The sequence below is a fragment of the Thiomicrolovo immobilis genome, from assembly GCF_039645955.1.
Classification (GTDB): domain Bacteria; phylum Campylobacterota; class Campylobacteria; order Campylobacterales; family Sulfurimonadaceae; genus Thiomicrolovo; species Thiomicrolovo diazotrophicus.
In genome coordinates this window covers 1,545,954-1,561,599 of the sequence record NZ_CP147916.1, presented here as the reverse complement: position 1 = coordinate 1,561,599, position 15,646 = coordinate 1,545,954, and the positions used below count along the sequence as shown (strand labels likewise).

At 56.6% G+C, this 15,646-nt stretch carries 21 protein-coding genes; 14 read left to right on the top strand and 7 right to left on the bottom strand.

The genetic code is table 11. The features are described 5' to 3' along the window. Nucleotides 1-6 precede the first annotated feature (6 nt). Both WCX72_RS08105 and WCX72_RS08100 read left to right on the top strand, forming a co-directional pair. Nucleotides 7-1,074: an ADP-ribosylglycohydrolase family protein gene (locus tag WCX72_RS08105; RefSeq protein ID WP_345969312.1), complete on the top strand. Its 1,068-nt coding sequence runs from the start codon at nt 7-9 to the stop codon at nt 1,072-1,074. Between the two features lie 128 nt (nt 1,075-1,202). Then, nucleotides 1,203-2,456, top strand: a complete 1,254-nt coding sequence (locus WCX72_RS08100; protein WP_345969311.1) for a M18 family aminopeptidase — start codon at nt 1,203-1,205, stop codon at nt 2,454-2,456. Between the two features lie 101 nt (nt 2,457-2,557). Here the strand turns inward: WCX72_RS08100 and WCX72_RS08095 are convergent, their stop codons facing one another. From WCX72_RS08095 to WCX72_RS08080, 4 genes are read right to left on the bottom strand one after another with little or no spacing between them, the layout of a single operon-like run. Then, on the bottom strand, nt 2,558-3,064 hold the full coding sequence (locus WCX72_RS08095) for a hypothetical protein (RefSeq protein ID WP_345969310.1): 507 nt from the start codon (nt 3,062-3,064) through the stop codon (nt 2,558-2,560). A 20-nt stretch (nt 3,065-3,084) separates the two neighbouring features. Next, on the bottom strand, nt 3,085-3,729 hold the full coding sequence (locus tag WCX72_RS08090) for a hypothetical protein (RefSeq protein WP_345969309.1): 645 nt from the start codon (nt 3,727-3,729) through the stop codon (nt 3,085-3,087). A 3-nt stretch (nt 3,730-3,732) separates the two neighbouring features. Beyond that, a complete protein-coding gene (locus WCX72_RS08085; RefSeq protein ID WP_231018434.1) occupies nt 3,733-3,978 on the bottom strand; it encodes a hypothetical protein in 246 nt (81 codons plus the stop codon). After that, nucleotides 3,971-4,366 carry a NifB/NifX family molybdenum-iron cluster-binding protein gene (locus tag WCX72_RS08080; RefSeq protein ID WP_345969308.1) on the bottom strand — a complete coding sequence of 132 codons (396 nt, stop codon included), beginning with the start codon at nt 4,364-4,366 and terminating at the stop codon, nt 3,971-3,973. The genes WCX72_RS08085 and WCX72_RS08080 overlap by 8 nt, the downstream gene beginning before the upstream one ends. Nucleotides 4,367-4,445: 79 nt before the next feature. Between WCX72_RS08080 and WCX72_RS08075 the strand changes: the two genes are divergently transcribed. The 10 genes from WCX72_RS08075 to WCX72_RS08030 all read left to right on the top strand — a co-directional run bounded on the left by WCX72_RS08075 (nt 4,446) and on the right by WCX72_RS08030 (nt 10,810). Beyond that, nucleotides 4,446-5,345 (top strand): NifU family protein, encoded by a 900-nt coding sequence (locus tag WCX72_RS08075; protein WP_345969307.1) that lies wholly within the window; start codon nt 4,446-4,448, stop codon nt 5,343-5,345. A gap of 10 nt (nt 5,346-5,355) precedes the next feature. After that, complete coding sequence (locus WCX72_RS08070; RefSeq protein WP_345969306.1) at nt 5,356-5,805, top strand: TOBE domain-containing protein; 450 nt, start codon at nt 5,356-5,358, stop codon at nt 5,803-5,805. Nucleotides 5,806-5,832: 27 nt separating this feature from the next. Then, nucleotides 5,833-6,225: a 4Fe-4S dicluster domain-containing protein gene (locus tag WCX72_RS08065; protein WP_231018430.1), complete on the top strand. Its 393-nt coding sequence runs from the start codon at nt 5,833-5,835 to the stop codon at nt 6,223-6,225. A gap of 176 nt (nt 6,226-6,401) precedes the next feature. After that, a complete protein-coding gene (locus tag WCX72_RS08060) occupies nt 6,402-6,779 on the top strand; it encodes a NifB/NifX family molybdenum-iron cluster-binding protein (protein ID WP_231018429.1) in 378 nt (125 codons plus the stop codon). 80 nt (nt 6,780-6,859) lie between these two features. Continuing rightward, nucleotides 6,860-7,255 carry a 4Fe-4S dicluster domain-containing protein gene (locus WCX72_RS08055; protein WP_345969305.1) on the top strand — a complete coding sequence of 132 codons (396 nt, stop codon included), beginning with the start codon at nt 6,860-6,862 and terminating at the stop codon, nt 7,253-7,255. A gap of 10 nt (nt 7,256-7,265) precedes the next feature. Continuing rightward, nucleotides 7,266-7,541, top strand: a complete 276-nt coding sequence (locus tag WCX72_RS08050) for a hypothetical protein (RefSeq protein WP_345969304.1) — start codon at nt 7,266-7,268, stop codon at nt 7,539-7,541. A gap of 19 nt (nt 7,542-7,560) precedes the next feature. Continuing rightward, nucleotides 7,561-7,911, top strand: a complete 351-nt coding sequence (locus WCX72_RS08045) for a hypothetical protein (RefSeq protein ID WP_345969303.1) — start codon at nt 7,561-7,563, stop codon at nt 7,909-7,911. Nucleotides 7,912-8,108: 197 nt separating this feature from the next. Continuing rightward, nucleotides 8,109-9,413: an ammonium transporter gene (locus WCX72_RS08040; protein WP_345969302.1), complete on the top strand. Its 1,305-nt coding sequence runs from the start codon at nt 8,109-8,111 to the stop codon at nt 9,411-9,413. Nucleotides 9,414-9,578: 165 nt separating this feature from the next. After that, entirely contained in the window at nt 9,579-9,917 is a 339-nt protein-coding gene (locus WCX72_RS08035; RefSeq protein ID WP_231018425.1) for a P-II family nitrogen regulator, read from the top strand. A gap of 125 nt (nt 9,918-10,042) precedes the next feature. Then, a complete protein-coding gene (locus tag WCX72_RS08030) occupies nt 10,043-10,810 on the top strand; it encodes an SDR family NAD(P)-dependent oxidoreductase (protein WP_345969301.1) in 768 nt (255 codons plus the stop codon). Nucleotides 10,811-10,863: 53 nt separating this feature from the next. On the opposite strand, the gene WCX72_RS08025 is transcribed toward WCX72_RS08030, so the two are convergent. Then, nucleotides 10,864-11,427 (bottom strand): hypothetical protein, encoded by a 564-nt coding sequence (locus tag WCX72_RS08025; RefSeq protein ID WP_345969300.1) that lies wholly within the window; start codon nt 11,425-11,427, stop codon nt 10,864-10,866. 315 nt (nt 11,428-11,742) lie between these two features. Between WCX72_RS08025 and WCX72_RS08020 the strand changes: the two genes are divergently transcribed. Continuing rightward, on the top strand, nt 11,743-12,033 hold the full coding sequence (locus WCX72_RS08020; protein WP_345969299.1) for a helix-hairpin-helix domain-containing protein: 291 nt from the start codon (nt 11,743-11,745) through the stop codon (nt 12,031-12,033). On the opposite strand, the gene WCX72_RS08015 is transcribed toward WCX72_RS08020, so the two are convergent. Together WCX72_RS08015 and WCX72_RS08010 are read right to left on the bottom strand one after the other, a co-directional pair. Further along, entirely contained in the window at nt 12,034-12,237 is a 204-nt protein-coding gene (locus WCX72_RS08015) for a hypothetical protein (RefSeq protein WP_345969298.1), read from the bottom strand. A gap of 3 nt (nt 12,238-12,240) precedes the next feature. Then, a complete protein-coding gene (locus tag WCX72_RS08010; protein WP_345969297.1) occupies nt 12,241-13,422 on the bottom strand; it encodes a NifS family cysteine desulfurase in 1,182 nt (393 codons plus the stop codon). Between the two features lie 212 nt (nt 13,423-13,634). Here WCX72_RS08010 and WCX72_RS08005 point away from each other — a divergent pair, with 212 nt between their 5' ends. Then, entirely contained in the window at nt 13,635-15,641 is a 2,007-nt protein-coding gene (locus WCX72_RS08005) for a diguanylate cyclase (RefSeq protein ID WP_345969296.1), read from the top strand. Nucleotides 15,642-15,646 lie beyond the last annotated feature (5 nt).

The following is a 15,646-nucleotide window of genomic DNA, read 5'->3' as shown; positions in this document are numbered from 1 at the left end:
ACGGTCATGAGCACGATCACAAAACAAGAGGCGATCAAAGGGGCATTTTTCGGTGCGATTGTCGGCGATGCCCTCTGCCTCGGAAGCCACTACGAGTACGACGCCCAGAAGATCTACCTGGCCTACGGCCGCAAACCGGTGGACCGTTTCATGTCTCCGGGCGAGATGATGGGCGGACAGACCCACGGCATCGGCTGGGGGGCGCAGAACTACCACCCCGGTAAAAAAGCGGGGGGGACGACCGACTACGGGGATTACAATATTCTCTTTCTCGAGCACCTGGCCAAGACGTCGGAGTCTCCGCGCGCGGTCAGCGTTTCCGAGCTTATTCCGCACTGGATGAATCGGCTGGAGAACGGCTGGGGGTCGTGGATCTGCACGATGACCAAGGAGACCTACGCGCAGGTGAAGCGGGGCTTCCCCGTCGAGAACCTGGGCGGGATCTCCAACGCGATGGCGATCCGGCACGTCGCGGCGCACGGCTACTATGATACGGAAGAGGCGGTGGTCGACGCGTCGCAGAAGGCGATGTTCACCCACCGCAATGCCGAGGCGCTCGGCGGCGGGGAGTACTTCGCCCGAGTGACCCACCGGGTACTGAACGGGACGTCTCCCATCGATGCGATCCGCGCCGTCGGCGAGCAGATGGGCGGCTTCTTCCAGGCCAAAACCCTCCAGGCGATCGCCAAGTTCGAAGAGGCAACCGACCCGGAATCCCCGCTGGGCAAAGAGAAGTTCGTCGACGACCTGGCACTCACCAGTATGGCCCGGCTGTGGGATATCGGCCGCTCCGAACCGGTGCGCGTCGGCAAGGCGAGCCCGACGGAAGGGACGCTGCCGGGCGCCGTCTATTTCATCCTCAAATACGGCGGCGAGGCGGACGGCCTGAAAAAGGCGCTGCAGGCCAACGCGATGGTCGGCGGCGACAACGCCTCGCGGGCCATCGCCATCGGGATGGTACTCGGCGCCCTCTACGGTGTGAACGCAATCCCGGAGGCATGGAAACAGTCACTGGACCAGTGGGAGTACTGCGAAACCCTGCTCGAGAAGCTGCCGCTGCTGCAAAGCGCGTGAGATGCTGTCGCTGTACGCTTAAAGCCTGCTAGCGTACGCTTGGCTGCTCTGCTCCCATAAGCGTCCTGAAGCGGTGCGGACGCTATAATCAGATATCAATCAAACGACTATATCATACGGGAAAGAGCATGACGAGAGAAGATTTCAACGACGGACTTTTGGGCTTTCTGGATGTGTCGCCGACGCCGTTCCACGCGGTTGCGAACGTGACGGGAATGCTGGAGAACGCCGGGTTCACCTACCTGGACGAGCGCAGCGAATGGACGCTGGAGGCGGGAGGGCGCTACTACACGACGCGCAACGCCTCTTCGGTGATCGCCTTCACCTACACGGGCGAGAGCGACTACGCCATGTTCGGGGCGCACACGGATTCGCCCAACCTCAAACTGAAGCCTTCGCCGGTACTGAAGGGCAGCGGTACGGTGCGCCTGGGCGTCGAGCCCTACGGCGGGCTGCTGATGAACCCCTGGTTCGACCGGGACCTCGGCATTGCCGGGCGGGTGGCCTACCGGACGAAAACGGGGGAGCTCAAAGAGGCGAACATCGACACGGGCGACGCAGTGGCGGTGATCCCCTCCCTGGCGATCCACCTCGACCGCGAGGCGAACCAGAGCCGTTCCGTCAATCCCCAGACGGACCTGCCGGCGCTCATCGGCTGCGACGAAAGCTTTGATTTCGAAGCGTGGGTCGGGATGCAGCTGGAAGCTATCGGCGTGGCAGACTTCGAGCGGCTGCTGTCGCATGAGCTGAGCCTTTACGATACGCAAAAGGCTTCCTATGTCGGCGTGGCAAAGGAGTTTATCGCCTCGGCGCGCCTGGACAACCTGCTGAGCTGCTACGTGGCGCTGCTCACCATCTGCAGCGTCGGCAATGACCGTCCCCACCTGATGATCCTCTCCGACCACGAAGAGGTCGGCAGCGAGAGCACCAGCGGGGCGGCGGGCCCCTTTTTGGAAAACACGCTGCAGCGTATCACGGGGAGCTATGAAGCCTTTGTTCAGCTCTGCCAGCGCTCCTTGATGGTGTCGTGTGACAACGCTCACGCCCAACACCCCAACTACGCCCACAAGCACGACCCGGAGCACGCCCCCTACATCAACAAGGGTCTGGTACTGAAACTCAACGCCAACCAGCGCTACGCGTCAAACTCCCGTACCGTCTCCCGCTTCGTTCTCGCTTCGGAACGCGCGGGCCACCCGCTGCAGGAGTTCGTCACCCGCAGCGATATGGGATGCGGCTCCACCATCGGCCCCATCACCGCGACGCGGCTGGGCATAGAGACCCTCGACGTCGGACTGCCGACCTATGCCATGCACTCCATCCGCGAACTGGCGGGCACGAAGGATGCCTTCGAACTCTACGAGATGCTGCTGGCGCTTTAAAGCGTCAATGCTGAATAAAGGGTGGGGGTACTTTCACTGAAGAAAGTAGTGAAAGCAGGTGGTTGGACCGTCCGGACTGTGTCCGGATGGCGTTGAATGATCTAGGCCAATGCCTCTTCGATCTGTGCGAGGGCGAGCTTCTTGCCGTTCTCTTCCTCTTCGGCGCTCCACCAGTACTCGATGATCTGCTGTTCGATCGTTCCCAGGAGGTCCATCGGCAGGTTGGCGAAGACCTCGAAGGAGCTGATGTCGTCGGGGCTCACCCCTTTGGGTTTAGCCAGATCGGTGATGAGCTCGCGGATCGACTTTTCGATGTCGGTGGGTTCGGGCAGCGGTGTGTCGTCGTCGGTCGGCTGCGGGATGACGCGGGCATAGTCGATCCACGTCTTGATCTCCCCCTCCAGGTAGTCGTATCCCTGGACCTGGTAGCAGAGCACCCGGTTGTCGCCGTAGACGATCTCGTCGCTGTCGTCGAGGACATCGGAGGTCTTGGCGATGCCGTCGTGCAGGTAGACCTCGATGCGCTCGTTCTCGCGCAGGGTGGAAGCGGTTTCAAAAGCGTTGCGCGCGTGTTTAAGCAGTTCTTCTTTGATAGTTTCTTTATCCATGGGTAACCTTTCTTTTCAATTCAATTCATGTAGGGGATATCGAGGACGGCGTCGCGGTCTTCGGCGTCGTACTCGAAGGTGTCGATCCGTGCAATGTTCGCGATCTTGCCGGTGATGGCCAGGCGCTGCAGCGGATGCAGTTTACGGGATTCGACGCTCTCTCCGATGGCGTCGCAATAGTGGTTCGTAATGATCGGATGCCACTGCCCGTGCTGTGCCGCAACCGTTTCGGCAAAGGTTTTGAGCGCTTCGAGCTCCATGGCATCGAGGCGCGGGAGCTTGCGTACGAGGTTGCGGACAAACTGCTTAGTGAAAAAGGGCTCTCCCAGCTCCAGGAGCCGGGACGCGGCGTCGATGCTCGCTTCGTTCTCGCTGTAACTGTAGGCGTAGCGGAAGTGTTCACAGACCCACTCGATGTAGCGGGGGTAGTGTTCCAGCACCATGACAAGCTCGTGAAGGTCCTGGTCGATGAGGACCTGGAAAAGACTGACGGTGTTTTTGCTGATACGCCGCCAGTGGGGCTCTTCAGGCTGGAAGTTGTCCTTGTCCAGGATGATCCGGTAGCGGTCGATCTGTGCTCCTGCGGCCCTCAGCCGCCCTTTTTCACTGTACTCAGAGGTCTCATCAGGCACGCGGGCCTTACTGGCCTTGCTGTACTCCGGCATACCTTACATTGCCTTTTTCTGCACAGGTTCGGTGCGGGCGTTGTGGAAGTCCCAGAGCTGCTTGTAGTGTGAATCAAGCTGGGAAAGAACGCCGTCGACGGCGATCAGGTCCTTGAATTTGCCGAAGCGTTCGTTGGGGAAGCGTTCGTACCACTCCTGCATCTCCGCCTTGAGCGCATTGCGCTTGGCGACGGTCTGTGCGATCAGGCCGCGGATTTCGTGCATCTCTTTGGTAATGATCTCAGTCATGGCTGCATCCACATCCGCATTCTCCCGACGCCGTGCCCGGATCGAGGTAGGTCTGCGCGTTTTCGGAAACAACCTTGACGTAGTTTTCCGTCGCCAGACCTTCGACGATGGTGGAGAGCGCCAGCGGCTCTTTCCCCAGGTAGTAGACGCCGATGCCTTCCGCTTCCAGAACGCCGTAGGGGCCGTTACCCATGAAAGAGTAGACGACGGAGGTTACGGAGAGATCGGCAAGCAGTTTGGCGGTTTTGACACCGTCTCCTTGGCCGCCGTTCGGAATGAAACGGAATGCCTTTTCATCATTATTATAAAGGGCGAATGCCTGAACATTTCCGAAAAGTTTCGATGACGTGGCATCCATTGACGCCTTGTCCACCGGTATAGCGATCATGTCGCCTCCTTAGATGATTTTTCCTTATATTGCAAAAAATGTTCCATACTTCTGGAACGTTCTTTGCACAAGGCTGGCTATGAAAAAGTATGCACTTGATTATTTCGGTTTTTCCAACGAGGAGGGGGACGGCTGCGTTGCCCAGTTCGTCGAGTTCCCGGAGATCAAAGGAATCGGCGATACCTTCGAGGAGGCCGAAGAGGATGCATATGAACGGCTCGAAGCCTATTTTCAAAGTCAGGAGGAGCAGATAATGACGACATTCGAAGCAGGAGTCAGTGCCTACGAGGCGAAACAGTATAAAGAGGCGTATGACCTCTTTGTCGATTCGGCGGCAAAAGCGGATGCCAATGCGATGGTGAACCTGGGCGTCATGGCGATGCAGGGCAAAGGGTGCGGTCGCGACATCGAGGCGGCAAAAGCGTGGTTTGCAAAGGCGGCCGAGCAGGGCAGCATGCATGCGATGATGAGCCTGGCGCAGATCTTCGAAAAAGGGCTCGACGGTACGCCCAATGAGAAGGATGCGCTTACCTATTTCAAGCAGGCAGCCGATATCGGGCATGTCGACGCCCAGTTCAAAGCGGGCATGCTCCTCAAAGAAGCAGGCGAGAAGGCCGAAGCGATGCGCTACCTGATTACCGCCGCGCACAATAACAATGTGCGGGCGCAGGAAGTTGTCACCTACGTCAGCAACAAGGAACTGGCGACGGTGCTGAACAAGCCGTTCCGCAGTCTGCCGGTGGAAAAACAGATTACGCTGGTCATGCAGGTCATCGACCAGAAGATCCGCCCGACACTCGAAGCCGACAGCGGCGGGATCGAACTGCTCAACTACGTGCCGGGGGAGACGCCGCAGATCTGGTTGAACTACCTGGGCGCTTGCTCGGGCTGTCACCTCGGTTCAACCTCGACGGCGGATATGCTGCTCGACGCTTTCGAGGAGCTGATCGACAAAAATGTCGTCCTTTACCTGATGTAGGGAGCACGGGATGAACAAGATAGCCGCAGTCGTTACCGATATCGAACGCACGGACATCGTTACGTACATCACGCTTCAATGCAACGAGACCCAGATCCGTCTCATCAAAACAAAGACCCCGGTCTGGGCCGGGGTGGGGGACAAGGTTTGCTTCTCCTTCCAGGAGGCGTCGGTCTGCGTCAGCAAAGAGTGCCCGGGCAAGGTCTCCATTGAAAACCGCATTCCCGGAACGTTGAAAAAGATCCGCAGCAAGGATTCGCTCTGCGAACTCACTTTTGAGAGCGATATCGGCACGGTCGTATCGCTGATCACGGAGAAGGCGTGTCATGAGCTGGGGCTCGAGGTCGGCTGCGACGCGACGATGCTGCTGCGCGGCGTCGACATCCACCTGGAACCCGATGTGGTCCCGATGACAGTAGACAGTTTCAAGAAGCGTGCAGGAACGAAAGTTGCACCGTAAAGAGCATACTTTTAACAGGAGAAACAAATGGCAGTAATGATTACGGATGAGTGCATCAACTGTGACGCTTGTGCACCGGAATGTCCGGTCGCGGCAATCTTGAGCAACGGTGACGAAAAGAACCCCTACGACGACGAGCGCTTCTATGTGAAGCCGGAGACGTGTGTTGAGTGTGTCGGCCATGCGGATGCGCCGCGTTGTGCGGAAGCGTGCCCGACCGAAGGTTCTATCGTATGGGATATGCCTTTTACCGTTGATTTCGAAGAGTACTACTCCAAAGGGAACGAAGACGGTACCTACAAGATCCGCGAACACAAAAAGAAAGGGCTGATGCTTCCGTCAGTCAAAGAACAGAAGTTCATGGATGAGATCGGTATGGACGTGCGCGAAGGCCACGCCAACGTCTCTGACTCCTTCTAATTCGTAGCGTCCGAAACACGACGTTAACACCGGGTTCACCCTAGAGTGAACCCTGGTATGTCTTAGCTTTCATGTGTCAAGCACCTTTTCGGCGGGAGAGGGTGTTTGACACATGAAAGGCACTTTACGGTGAAGCGGATAGCTTCCTCTCGCATCATACACAAAAGGTAGTAATCATGAGAATCGCATTTGCTTCATCCACGGGCGAAAAGATCGATCAGCACTTCGGCTGGTCCAAAACCTTCCATCTGTACGAGGTCGATAAGGAGAGCGCGACGCTGCTCAAAGTTATTGAAAGCTCGGACGAGCCTGAGGAAGAAGTGGCGAAACTCAACTACAAGATCGGTACGATCGAAGAGGCGGATATCCTGTATTGCACCCAGATCGGTCCGAAGGCATCCAAGATGGTCCAGGCTGCGGGGATTCACCCCGTGCAGGTCAAGGAGGGTGAAGCGCTCCAGGGCGCGATCGACCAGATCCACGAGATGCTGAATACGCAGCCGCCCCTGTGGCTGCTGCGCATTTTCCACAAAGGTGCTCAGCGCAGCGCCTGAGGCTTTGCTTCTTCTAAAACCCCCGGGATGACGGAGGTTTCACAAGGATCAAATCCACAACAAACCTTAAAGGATAAATTATGGCTGTAATTATTGATGACAAATGTATCACCTGCGACGCCTGTCTGCAAGTCTGCCCGGTCAATGCGATTGTAGACGATTCGGATAACCCTACCGGCGAGAAGCGCTACTACGTCCAGCCTGAAAAGTGTGTTGAGTGTGTCGGGATCTACGACGATCCGCAGTGTGCCGCGATCTGCCCAAGCATCGGTACGATTACCTGGGACATGCCGTTCACACCGGAATTCGAAGAGCATTTCCTCAACGGAGAGATCTACAAACTCGGCGAAAAGAACGGCAAGCTCAAAACGCCGTCTTTCCGTAAAAAGAAATTCCGCGAGGACATCCCGGTTGAAGACCGCGGTGTCGGCAGACTGGTCGAGGAAGAGCCAGAAGAGCTGAACGAGGCGGGTTGAGGCACTGCCAATGGCTGTAAACCCTGTGCCCATTCGGGCCTTTCACCAGCGCGAAGAGCGTTATCAGGGACTGCAGATCGAATTTGACGGTTCCGAGAGCGTGAAGTCACGGATTCTCGATACGATCGACTCCGTGTCGCAGCAGCGCGGTATCTCCCCCAGCCTAAATCACTTCAGCGATGCATCGATCTATATCGAGTTTCACGACGAGTACGACCGTGACGGCGGTGAGTTTTTCGCCGACCTGCTCGGCCGTCTCGGTATAGCACAATGCGAAAGCTGCTAAAGGAAGCATCGGATGCCTTATGAACTTTGATAAAAACCGTCTGGCTGAAATCGCCGCCGCGCTTTCGCCTTTCGAAATCGACTGCGCCATTACGGTTGCCCTTAAGATCTCGGACGATACGTGCAAAATGGGTACGGGACAGCGTGCACTGTTTATGGCGCTCTACGACCTTGTGCCCGATAAAAGCAGTGCGATGTTCGCTGAAGACGCGCACGCGCTGATCCTCCAGGGACGCTCCGCGCTGAGCGATGAGATCGCCGCGGCGATCAAACCGCTGCGCGAGTCGGCGATGGATGCGATTACGCGTCCGAAGATGAAAGCTTTTAAAGCGTCGATCCGCGCGCGGCTCTCTGCCGACGAAGCGGCGTAGGCGCACCCCGGTCCCTTCCACAGGGCCTTTTGGTCCTTTACCACTACGACTACAGCCTTCAGAGCCACCACCTGCCAGGCGGTGTTCTTTCCTTATTGCCTAAAAAATAATCACAACAAGAGAGCAAAAAGCCGACAAAATTGTATACCATTTTCATGAAACTTCCGCAGTCAAGGCTGCGAAAAAAGGATTAACCAATGAAGAAGTGGCTTTTGTCCATGATGATGCTTCTGCCGACGCTGGCGCTGGCAGAGGATACGCTCGATACAGGTGATACGGCCTGGATGATGGTGTCAACAGCGTTCGTACTGCTGATGACGCCGGCAGGTCTGGCACTCTTTTACGCCGGGATGACGCGTACAAAGAATGTACTTAATACCTATGCAATGGTAATGGGTGCGTTCGTGGTAGCGTTTGTGGTCTGGGTCATTGCAGGCTACTCCATCGCCTTCGGCGCGAACGAGAGCGCGGCACTGCAGAACGTGTTCGGCGGTTTCGGGAACGTCTTCCTTTCCGGTATCAACTGGTCTGACCTTTCCGGCAGCTACCCGACCTTCGTCTTCATCGCGTTCCAGGGTACGTTTGCAGCGATCACCGTTGCGATCGCATCGGGTTCCGCGATCGAGCGTATGAAGTTCTCAACATGGATGCTCTTCGTTGTCCTGTGGGGCCTGGTGGTTTACGCACCGATTACGCACATGGTATGGGGCGGCGACGGTGCCTACCTCTTCGATGAGGGTGCCCTTGACTTCGCCGGCGGTACGGTTGTCCACATGAACGGCGGTCTGGCCGGTCTGGTCCTGGCAATCATGCTCGGCAAGCGCGCAGGTTATCCTAAGACAGCCATGAAACCGGTGAGCATCATCCTCACCGCTGCCGGTGCGGCGATCCTCTGGTTCGGCTGGTACGGCTTCAACGGCGGTTCCGCATTCGGTGCGAACGCTGTTGCAGGCCTGGCGGTTCTGACAACGACAATCGCTACGGCGGCTGCCGGTGTCACCTGGATGCTGATTGAATGGTTCATGTTCAAGAAACCGACCCTGCTCGGTGTCGCTTCCGGTATCGTTGCCGGTCTCGTCGCGATCACGCCGGCAGCCGGCTTCGTCGGTGTCGGCGGTGCCTTCATCGTCGGTATCGTCGGTGCGCTCATCGGCTTCTTCGGTGTGGCGATCCTGAAAAAGAAACTGGGCTACGACGACAGCCTCGATGCTTTCGGTATCCACTTCCTCGCAGGTCTGTGGGGTGCGATCGCAACGGGTATCTTCGCGCTGAACGATCAGGACCTCCTCTGGGACGGTCCGCTCAAAGCAAGCGGCGACCGTATGGGTCAGCTCTTTGTGCAGTTCGAATCTGTCCTGATCGTCGGTCTGTGGACCCTGGTCGGTACGGTCATTGTCTACCTGATCTCCTCTGCGATCACCGGCGGTGCACGCGTTGACGAAGAGACAGAGACAATGGGTCTGGACGAATCCGTTCACGGCGAGCGCGGATTTAATCTCTAAATTGAACGGCTCGGGAGCAAAGCCCCCGAACCTACGCTAACGCTTGGTTCTCCTCGGCGGAGGGCCCGCGCACCCTTGGCGCTCTTGGGCTTGAAGGTGTCAAACATCTTCCGCTTTGAGGGAGCAGGGTGATACAATTCTAGGAATGTAAAAAGGAATTACAACATGAAAAAAGTAGAAGCGATCATCAAGCCGTTCAAGCTTGAGGATGTGAAGGATGCACTGGCTGAGATCGGTATTACCGGTATGACGGTCAGCGAAGTCAAAGGGTACGGGCGCCAGAAAGGGCACAGCGAGCTCTACCGCGGTGCGGAGTACGTCGTTGACTTCCTGCCGAAAGTAAAAATGGAGATGGTCGTCGAAGCGGCATCGGTCGACCAGGTCGTCGACACGATCGTCGAAGCGGCCCGCACCGGCAAGATCGGTGACGGTAAGATCTTCATCAGCGATATCGAAAAAATTATCCGTATCCGTACCGGCGAATCCGGCTCTGAAGCGGTATAACCTTTTCACCGGCGGGGAACTCCCGCCTTTTTCCCTCTCCACTCTTTTAGACATACCTCCCCTTTTTTAGCCCCTTTTCACCTCAAAACCGATAGATTGTCCCCATCATATTCCGGGAGTCAATCGTGAAATCATTAACAGGGAAAAGAGCCTTTGTCAGCGGGGCAACATCGGGCATAGGCGAGGCGTGCGCTCGGCGTTTGGCCGCGGCGGGTGCGGACCTGGTGCTGCACGGGCGCAGCCAGGAAAAGCTCGATGCGCTGAAAACGGCACTGTCCGAGCACGGCGTCACGATCGATACCGTGACATTCGATGTCCGCGACCGGCATGCAGTCGAGGCGGCCATGGGCGCCCTGCTGGAAGAGAGCGCCGTCGATATCCTGATCAACAACGCCGGTCTGGCGCTCGGGCTCTCACCTCTGGATGAAGGGGATGCCGACGAATGGGAGGAGATGATCGATGCGAACGTCAAGGGGCTGCTCTATGTCAGCCGCGCCGTCATCCCGCAGATGCGCCGTCGCAATGGCGGGCATATCCTCAATATCGGCTCTATCGCCGGAAAGATGACCTACCCGGGCGGCAATGTCTACTGTGCGACCAAGTCGGCCGTGCATGCGTTGACGGAGGCGATGAACATCGACCTAGACGGAACGGCCGTGCGGGTCGGCAACATCGCACCGGGGGCGGTAGAGACGAATTTCTCCGCGACCCGTTTCGGCGGTGACATGCGCAGGGCCGATGCTGTCTACGAAGGGTACGAACCGCTGCATGCCGACGACATCGCCGATCTGGCCCTTTACATGCTGCAGGCGCCGGCACACGTCAACATCCAGGATGTGCTCATCATGCCGACGGCACAGCGCAATCCTTATGTATTAAGCCGGAACGGGTAGGAAAAGGTCTAGAGGGAAAAGTTGAAGAGGGGATGCCCCGGAGGGCGGTGCGATCAGACCGCGCCGAAGAGGACTCTGCCTTCGCCGCTTTTCGCCGCTTTGACGTCGTCATAGCTCTTGTCGGCGATGCGCAGTGTTGTGACCTTGATCTCGTCATAGACGGTATCGATCTTTTCGCCGGCACCGAGTTTTTTCAGGTCGCCCTTGGAGAGATCTGCATGGTCGAGCAGTTCGTTCCATACGGAGCTTTCGTCCAGTGAGAAGGCGTAAAAAGTGAAGCCCTCGTACTCGAACTTGCCGTCGGCGTCGAGGTCGGTGACGAAGAGAATATAAAGACCGTCGGTGGAAAGGACCTCTTTGTACTGTTCAACAAACGGTTCGAAGAAATCGAAGGTTTCCAGTTCGCAGGCGATGAAGTCGATTTTGTCGCTGTTGCTGACGAGGATAACCTGTGTTGCGGTCGCTTTCGGCGGGAGCTGCTTGTCGGCAGAGAGTACCTTGCCCGGCGTAATGACGAGGCTGCCGCGGTAGCCGTAATCGTATTTGTCCGTTTTCTCGCTGAAAGAAGCCTGCCACTGCAGGTTGTTCCCGTAAATGAAGTCCTGTACTGTTGACATAGGGAGTCATCCTTATATTGTGATATGGCCGTCGTGATGCAAGTTGTGTTCTATGATTTTGCGGCTAAGATTATCTCTTTCCTGTTGACGTTGATGTTCGGATCACTCTGGGATTCCTTTCATTACTGAAATTTTCTTTCTAATTTAGTAATTTATGTAAATATAAAAAAACTAAATTTAGCACATCTTAAAATGTTTATCGCTATGCTGGTGAATATCTATACTGCAAAGGGAGCGGGTGAGCTGCGAAAACCCTGCGGTATCTCTCCTTCTTTTCTACCCGTTCCCCAAGCCCCAGTGAAAGGGAACACGCCTATGCACCCGGATAAAGTGAAGCGCGAAACGACGAGAACGTTGACGGATCTGCCAAACATCGGGCCTTCGCTGGCCGGTGATCTTCGCCGGATCGGGATCAACCGTCCCGAACAGCTTGTCGGGCAGGACCCGGTTGAACTCTACGGCATACTCTGCGAGCTGACGGGTTCGGAACAGGATCCCTGTGTCCTGGATGTATTTATGTCGATTACGGATTTTATGAACGGGGGAGAGGCAAAAGTGTGGTGGGCCTATACGCCGCAGCGCAAGGCGATGCAGCAGCGCGACTGATCACTCTTCGCCGAATATCCCGTAAGGATCGGCGTTGACCAGTGATGCGGGGTCGATCTTGATTTCGTCGACAATAAGCGTCTCGCGCTGGTGCGGAGGAAGACGAAGCAGCAGGCGTTCTTTAGCCTGTGTCTCATCCGCCGCATCGACGGGATAGGTGCGCTTTTTCGTCCCGTCGACGCGAACGTTTATCAGGTAACGCATTTCTCAGCCCGCTTCGCTTTTGTAACCGTATGTAGAGGAGATGGAGCGCAGGCGCTCCGCCGCTTTGGTGAAGGCATCGATAACGTAGTCGATCTCCTCTTCGGTCGTGAAGCGTGAAAGGCTGAGGCGGATGGCGGTATGCGCCAGTTCCGGGTCTTCGCCGATGGCGCTCATGATCGGGTTGGCTTCGAGGGACTCGGAAGCACACGCCGAACCGGTGGATGCGGCGATGCCGGCCCGGTTGAGGTCCCACAGCATCGCTTCACCTTCGATCCCGCGCAGGGAGATAAGGACGGTGTTCGGCGTGCGTTTGTCACGCGGCCCGACAATGATGGTGTCGGGGATCTTCGCCAGGGCATCTTCAAGCTTGTCGCGGAGGCGGCGGACTTCCGTGTTCATCTTATCAACGTGGCCTGCAGCCTGTTCCATCGCCAGGCCCATCCCGACGATATAGGCGACATTGAGTGTACCGGCGCGTTTACCGCCCATCTGCTCGCCGCCGTGCAGCAGGTTGGGAAGCTGCTTGCCCTTTTTGACGTAGAGACCGCCGACCCCTTTGGGACCGTGGAACTTGTGCGCGGAGAAGGTCAGGTAGTCGACGTTGACTTTTGTCAGGTCTACCGGCAGTTTGCCGATGGCCTGGACGGCATCGCTGTGGAAGAGGATGTCGTTCTCTTTGGCGAAGGCGCTGACCTCTTCGACGGGGAAGATCATCCCTGTTTCGTTGTTGGCCCACATCATGGAGATAAGGACGGTTTTGTCGGTGACGGCCGCTTTGATCGCTTCGGCGCTGACACCGCCGTTCTCGTCCACGTCGACGTAGGTGACATCGACACCGTAGTCGCTCAGGAAGTGGAGGGTATCGAGGATACAGGGGTGCTCAACGGAGGTTGTAACGATATGGTTCTTCTCCGGGTTTTTCAGGATATGCTTGAAGTAGATCCCCTTGAGCACGGTATTGTTGCTCTCTGTCGCACAGGAGGTGATGAGAATGTCATCTTCGTCCGGCACATTCAGGGCGTCGTACATTTTACCCATCGCTTTGTTCAGGTGGGGGCGGACTTCCATCCCGTACAGGTGCAGGGAGTTCGGGTTCCCGAAGAGCTCCTCGAAAAAGGGCTGCATTTTGACTTTGACCAGAGGGTCGATCTTGGTAGTGGCATTGTTGTCGAGATAAACGCGCATTGAATGTTCCTCGTTATTTGGGTGTTAATGCCCGGTAGAATGCAAAATCCGTTCGAGAAGAGGGTGCAAAAGCGTTCGCTGCGAAAAAAGGGGGATTTTTTTCGTGTCGACGGGCCGATCGGCCGGCTTGGTTGCAGCCTCTGCCCCGACTCTGCTATAATAGATATATTATGAAAACAAAAAATAATCTTTTTATTATTTTAAGTGAAATCATGATGATCGGTATTGTAACGGCTATCTTCTATAAGGCCGGCACGCTCCACGTGCGGATGGAACAGGAGATCCTCGATGCAAAACAGATGTTGGTGACGGCCGACGAACTGCGTCAGACCTCCGACGACCTTACGCATTTCGCACGCTCCTATGTCGTGACGAAAGACCCCGAATTCAAACATCGCTACTACACGACGCTGGATATCCGCAACGGCATGGCACCCAGACCCAAAGGGTATGCCAGGGTCTATTGGGACCTGTCGAAAGAGGATAGAGAACGCAAGCATCCGCCGGGGGAGAAGAAATCCATGGATGCCATCATTGCGGAACTCCCCTTTTCCCCGGAAGAAACCGCAAAACTGACAACGGCGGAAGTCAACTTAAACGAGATTGTCAAACTGGAGATCGAGGCGATAAACGCTGCGGAAGGGCGTTTCAAGGATGCCGAGGGGAGGTACACGGTCCGGGCGGAACCCGACCGACAGAGGGCCATCGCGTTGTTGCACTCCAAGGCCTATTATGAAGCCAAGCAGAAGATTATGAATCCCATCGACGACTTTCTAAGCCTGCTCAACGACAGGATCGAGGGGATTTTCAATGCCTTGAACGCCAAATTCGCTTTTTACGAATATCTGATGTTCGGGGTCATTATAGGCTTCATCTTTATCAACCTTTTTATCTACCGCCATCTCGTCAAACGCAATACGCTTGACCGGCAAAAACTCGAATACCTTGTGGAGCAGCGTACGCAGAACCTTGAAGCATCCCAGAGCAAACTGCAGGAGGCGCAGAGCCTGGCGCACTTCGGCAGCTGGGAACTCAACCTCGAAACGAACGGGCTGACGTGGTCGGATGAAGTGTACCGGATGTTTGAAATCGATCGGGACGAGTACGACGTCTCCTATGAGCTGTTCGCACACTTTATACACCCCGACGACCGGTCGTCGGTCGACCGGACCTACCAGGAGTCGGTCAGCCGTCATACGCCCTACAGAATCGAACACCGTCTGCTGTTGCGCGACGGCAGGGTCAAATATGTCCTCGAAAGCGGCGAGACATTTTATGATGCGAAGGGTACACCGGTCCGGTCCATCGGGACGATCTATGACATTACGGACCGCAAACAATATGAGCAGACCCTGAAAGACCGCGAGGCGCTGTTGAGCGCGGTCGTGGAACAGAGCATGGACGGGATCGGTCTGGTGGACAGGAGTGGGCATTTCGTTATGGTCAATAACGCCTATACGGAACTCGTTGGGTACTCGAAGAGCGAACTCAGCCGGATGCATGTGTTCGACCTGCTGCCCCCCGGCCAGGAACCGGAGATGTTCCCGGGGATCATCAGGACACGCCAACCGTCCCGGCGGGAGAAAAAGCTGCGGCGCAAAGACGGCACTGTCTTTTTGGCGGAGATCTCCGCCACTCCCATCATGATCGGTGAGGAGGAGCGGGTGCTTGGGATCGTCCGCGACGTCACCGAATACCGGCGGATGGAACGGGCGCTGGAGTATTCGGCGCGGCACGATGCCCTGACCGGGCTGTACAACCGCCACGTGCTGGAAAAGCAGTTGAGTGCCGAGGTCGGCAGGGCGGAGCGTTACGACCACCCGCTGTCGCTCTTTATGCTCGATATCGATCACTTCAAGAAGATCAACGATACCTACGGTCATCAGATCGGGGATATGGCGCTGCGCAAGGTGGCTGACATTTTGAAAAAAACGATGCGTAAAACGGACATGACCGCCCGTTACGGCGGCGAGGAGTTCGTAATCATTCTGCCCGAATCCTCACACGATGAAGCGATGGAACTGGCACAGCGTCTGTGCGGCGAGATCGCGGGGGAGCATTATATGACGGGGGGTGAAGGGGAGTTCTTCCTGACGGTGAGTATCGGCGTCGCCAGCCTCTCGAAAAGTACCGGCACTCCGGTCAAACTGCTCGAAGCGGCTGATGCGGCCATGTATGCGGCGAAGCGCTCCGGCCGCAACCGGGTCGTCTCCGCTTAGGCTTC

Coding starts and splice junctions, on each gene's coding strand:
- WCX72_RS08035 (WP_231018425.1), top strand. CDS start 9,579: ATGAAAAAAGTAGAAGCGATCATCAAGCCGTTCAAGCTTGAGGATGTG.
- WCX72_RS08015 (WP_345969298.1), bottom strand. CDS start 12,237: ATGCGTTACCTGATAAACGTTCGCGTCGACGGGACGAAAAAGCGCACC.
- WCX72_RS08085 (WP_231018434.1), bottom strand. CDS start 3,978: ATGACTGAGATCATTACCAAAGAGATGCACGAAATCCGCGGCCTGATC.
- WCX72_RS08095 (WP_345969310.1), bottom strand. CDS start 3,064: ATGGATAAAGAAACTATCAAAGAAGAACTGCTTAAACACGCGCGCAAC.
- WCX72_RS08010 (WP_345969297.1), bottom strand. CDS start 13,422: ATGCGCGTTTATCTCGACAACAATGCCACTACCAAGATCGACCCTCTG.
- WCX72_RS08045 (WP_345969303.1), top strand. CDS start 7,561: ATGAACTTTGATAAAAACCGTCTGGCTGAAATCGCCGCCGCGCTTTCG.
- WCX72_RS08070 (WP_345969306.1), top strand. CDS start 5,356: ATGAACAAGATAGCCGCAGTCGTTACCGATATCGAACGCACGGACATC.
- WCX72_RS08055 (WP_345969305.1), top strand. CDS start 6,860: ATGGCTGTAATTATTGATGACAAATGTATCACCTGCGACGCCTGTCTG.
- WCX72_RS08080 (WP_345969308.1), bottom strand. CDS start 4,366: ATGATCGCTATACCGGTGGACAAGGCGTCAATGGATGCCACGTCATCG.
- WCX72_RS08065 (WP_231018430.1), top strand. CDS start 5,833: ATGGCAGTAATGATTACGGATGAGTGCATCAACTGTGACGCTTGTGCA.
- WCX72_RS08090 (WP_345969309.1), bottom strand. CDS start 3,729: ATGCCGGAGTACAGCAAGGCCAGTAAGGCCCGCGTGCCTGATGAGACC.
- WCX72_RS08100 (WP_345969311.1), top strand. CDS start 1,203: ATGACGAGAGAAGATTTCAACGACGGACTTTTGGGCTTTCTGGATGTG.
- WCX72_RS08005 (WP_345969296.1), top strand. CDS start 13,635: ATGATGATCGGTATTGTAACGGCTATCTTCTATAAGGCCGGCACGCTC.
- WCX72_RS08105 (WP_345969312.1), top strand. CDS start 7: ATGAGCACGATCACAAAACAAGAGGCGATCAAAGGGGCATTTTTCGGT.
- WCX72_RS08075 (WP_345969307.1), top strand. CDS start 4,446: ATGAAAAAGTATGCACTTGATTATTTCGGTTTTTCCAACGAGGAGGGG.
- WCX72_RS08020 (WP_345969299.1), top strand. CDS start 11,743: ATGCACCCGGATAAAGTGAAGCGCGAAACGACGAGAACGTTGACGGAT.
- WCX72_RS08025 (WP_345969300.1), bottom strand. CDS start 11,427: ATGTCAACAGTACAGGACTTCATTTACGGGAACAACCTGCAGTGGCAG.
- WCX72_RS08040 (WP_345969302.1), top strand. CDS start 8,109: ATGAAGAAGTGGCTTTTGTCCATGATGATGCTTCTGCCGACGCTGGCG.
- WCX72_RS08060 (WP_231018429.1), top strand. CDS start 6,402: ATGAGAATCGCATTTGCTTCATCCACGGGCGAAAAGATCGATCAGCAC.
- WCX72_RS08050 (WP_345969304.1), top strand. CDS start 7,266: ATGGCTGTAAACCCTGTGCCCATTCGGGCCTTTCACCAGCGCGAAGAG.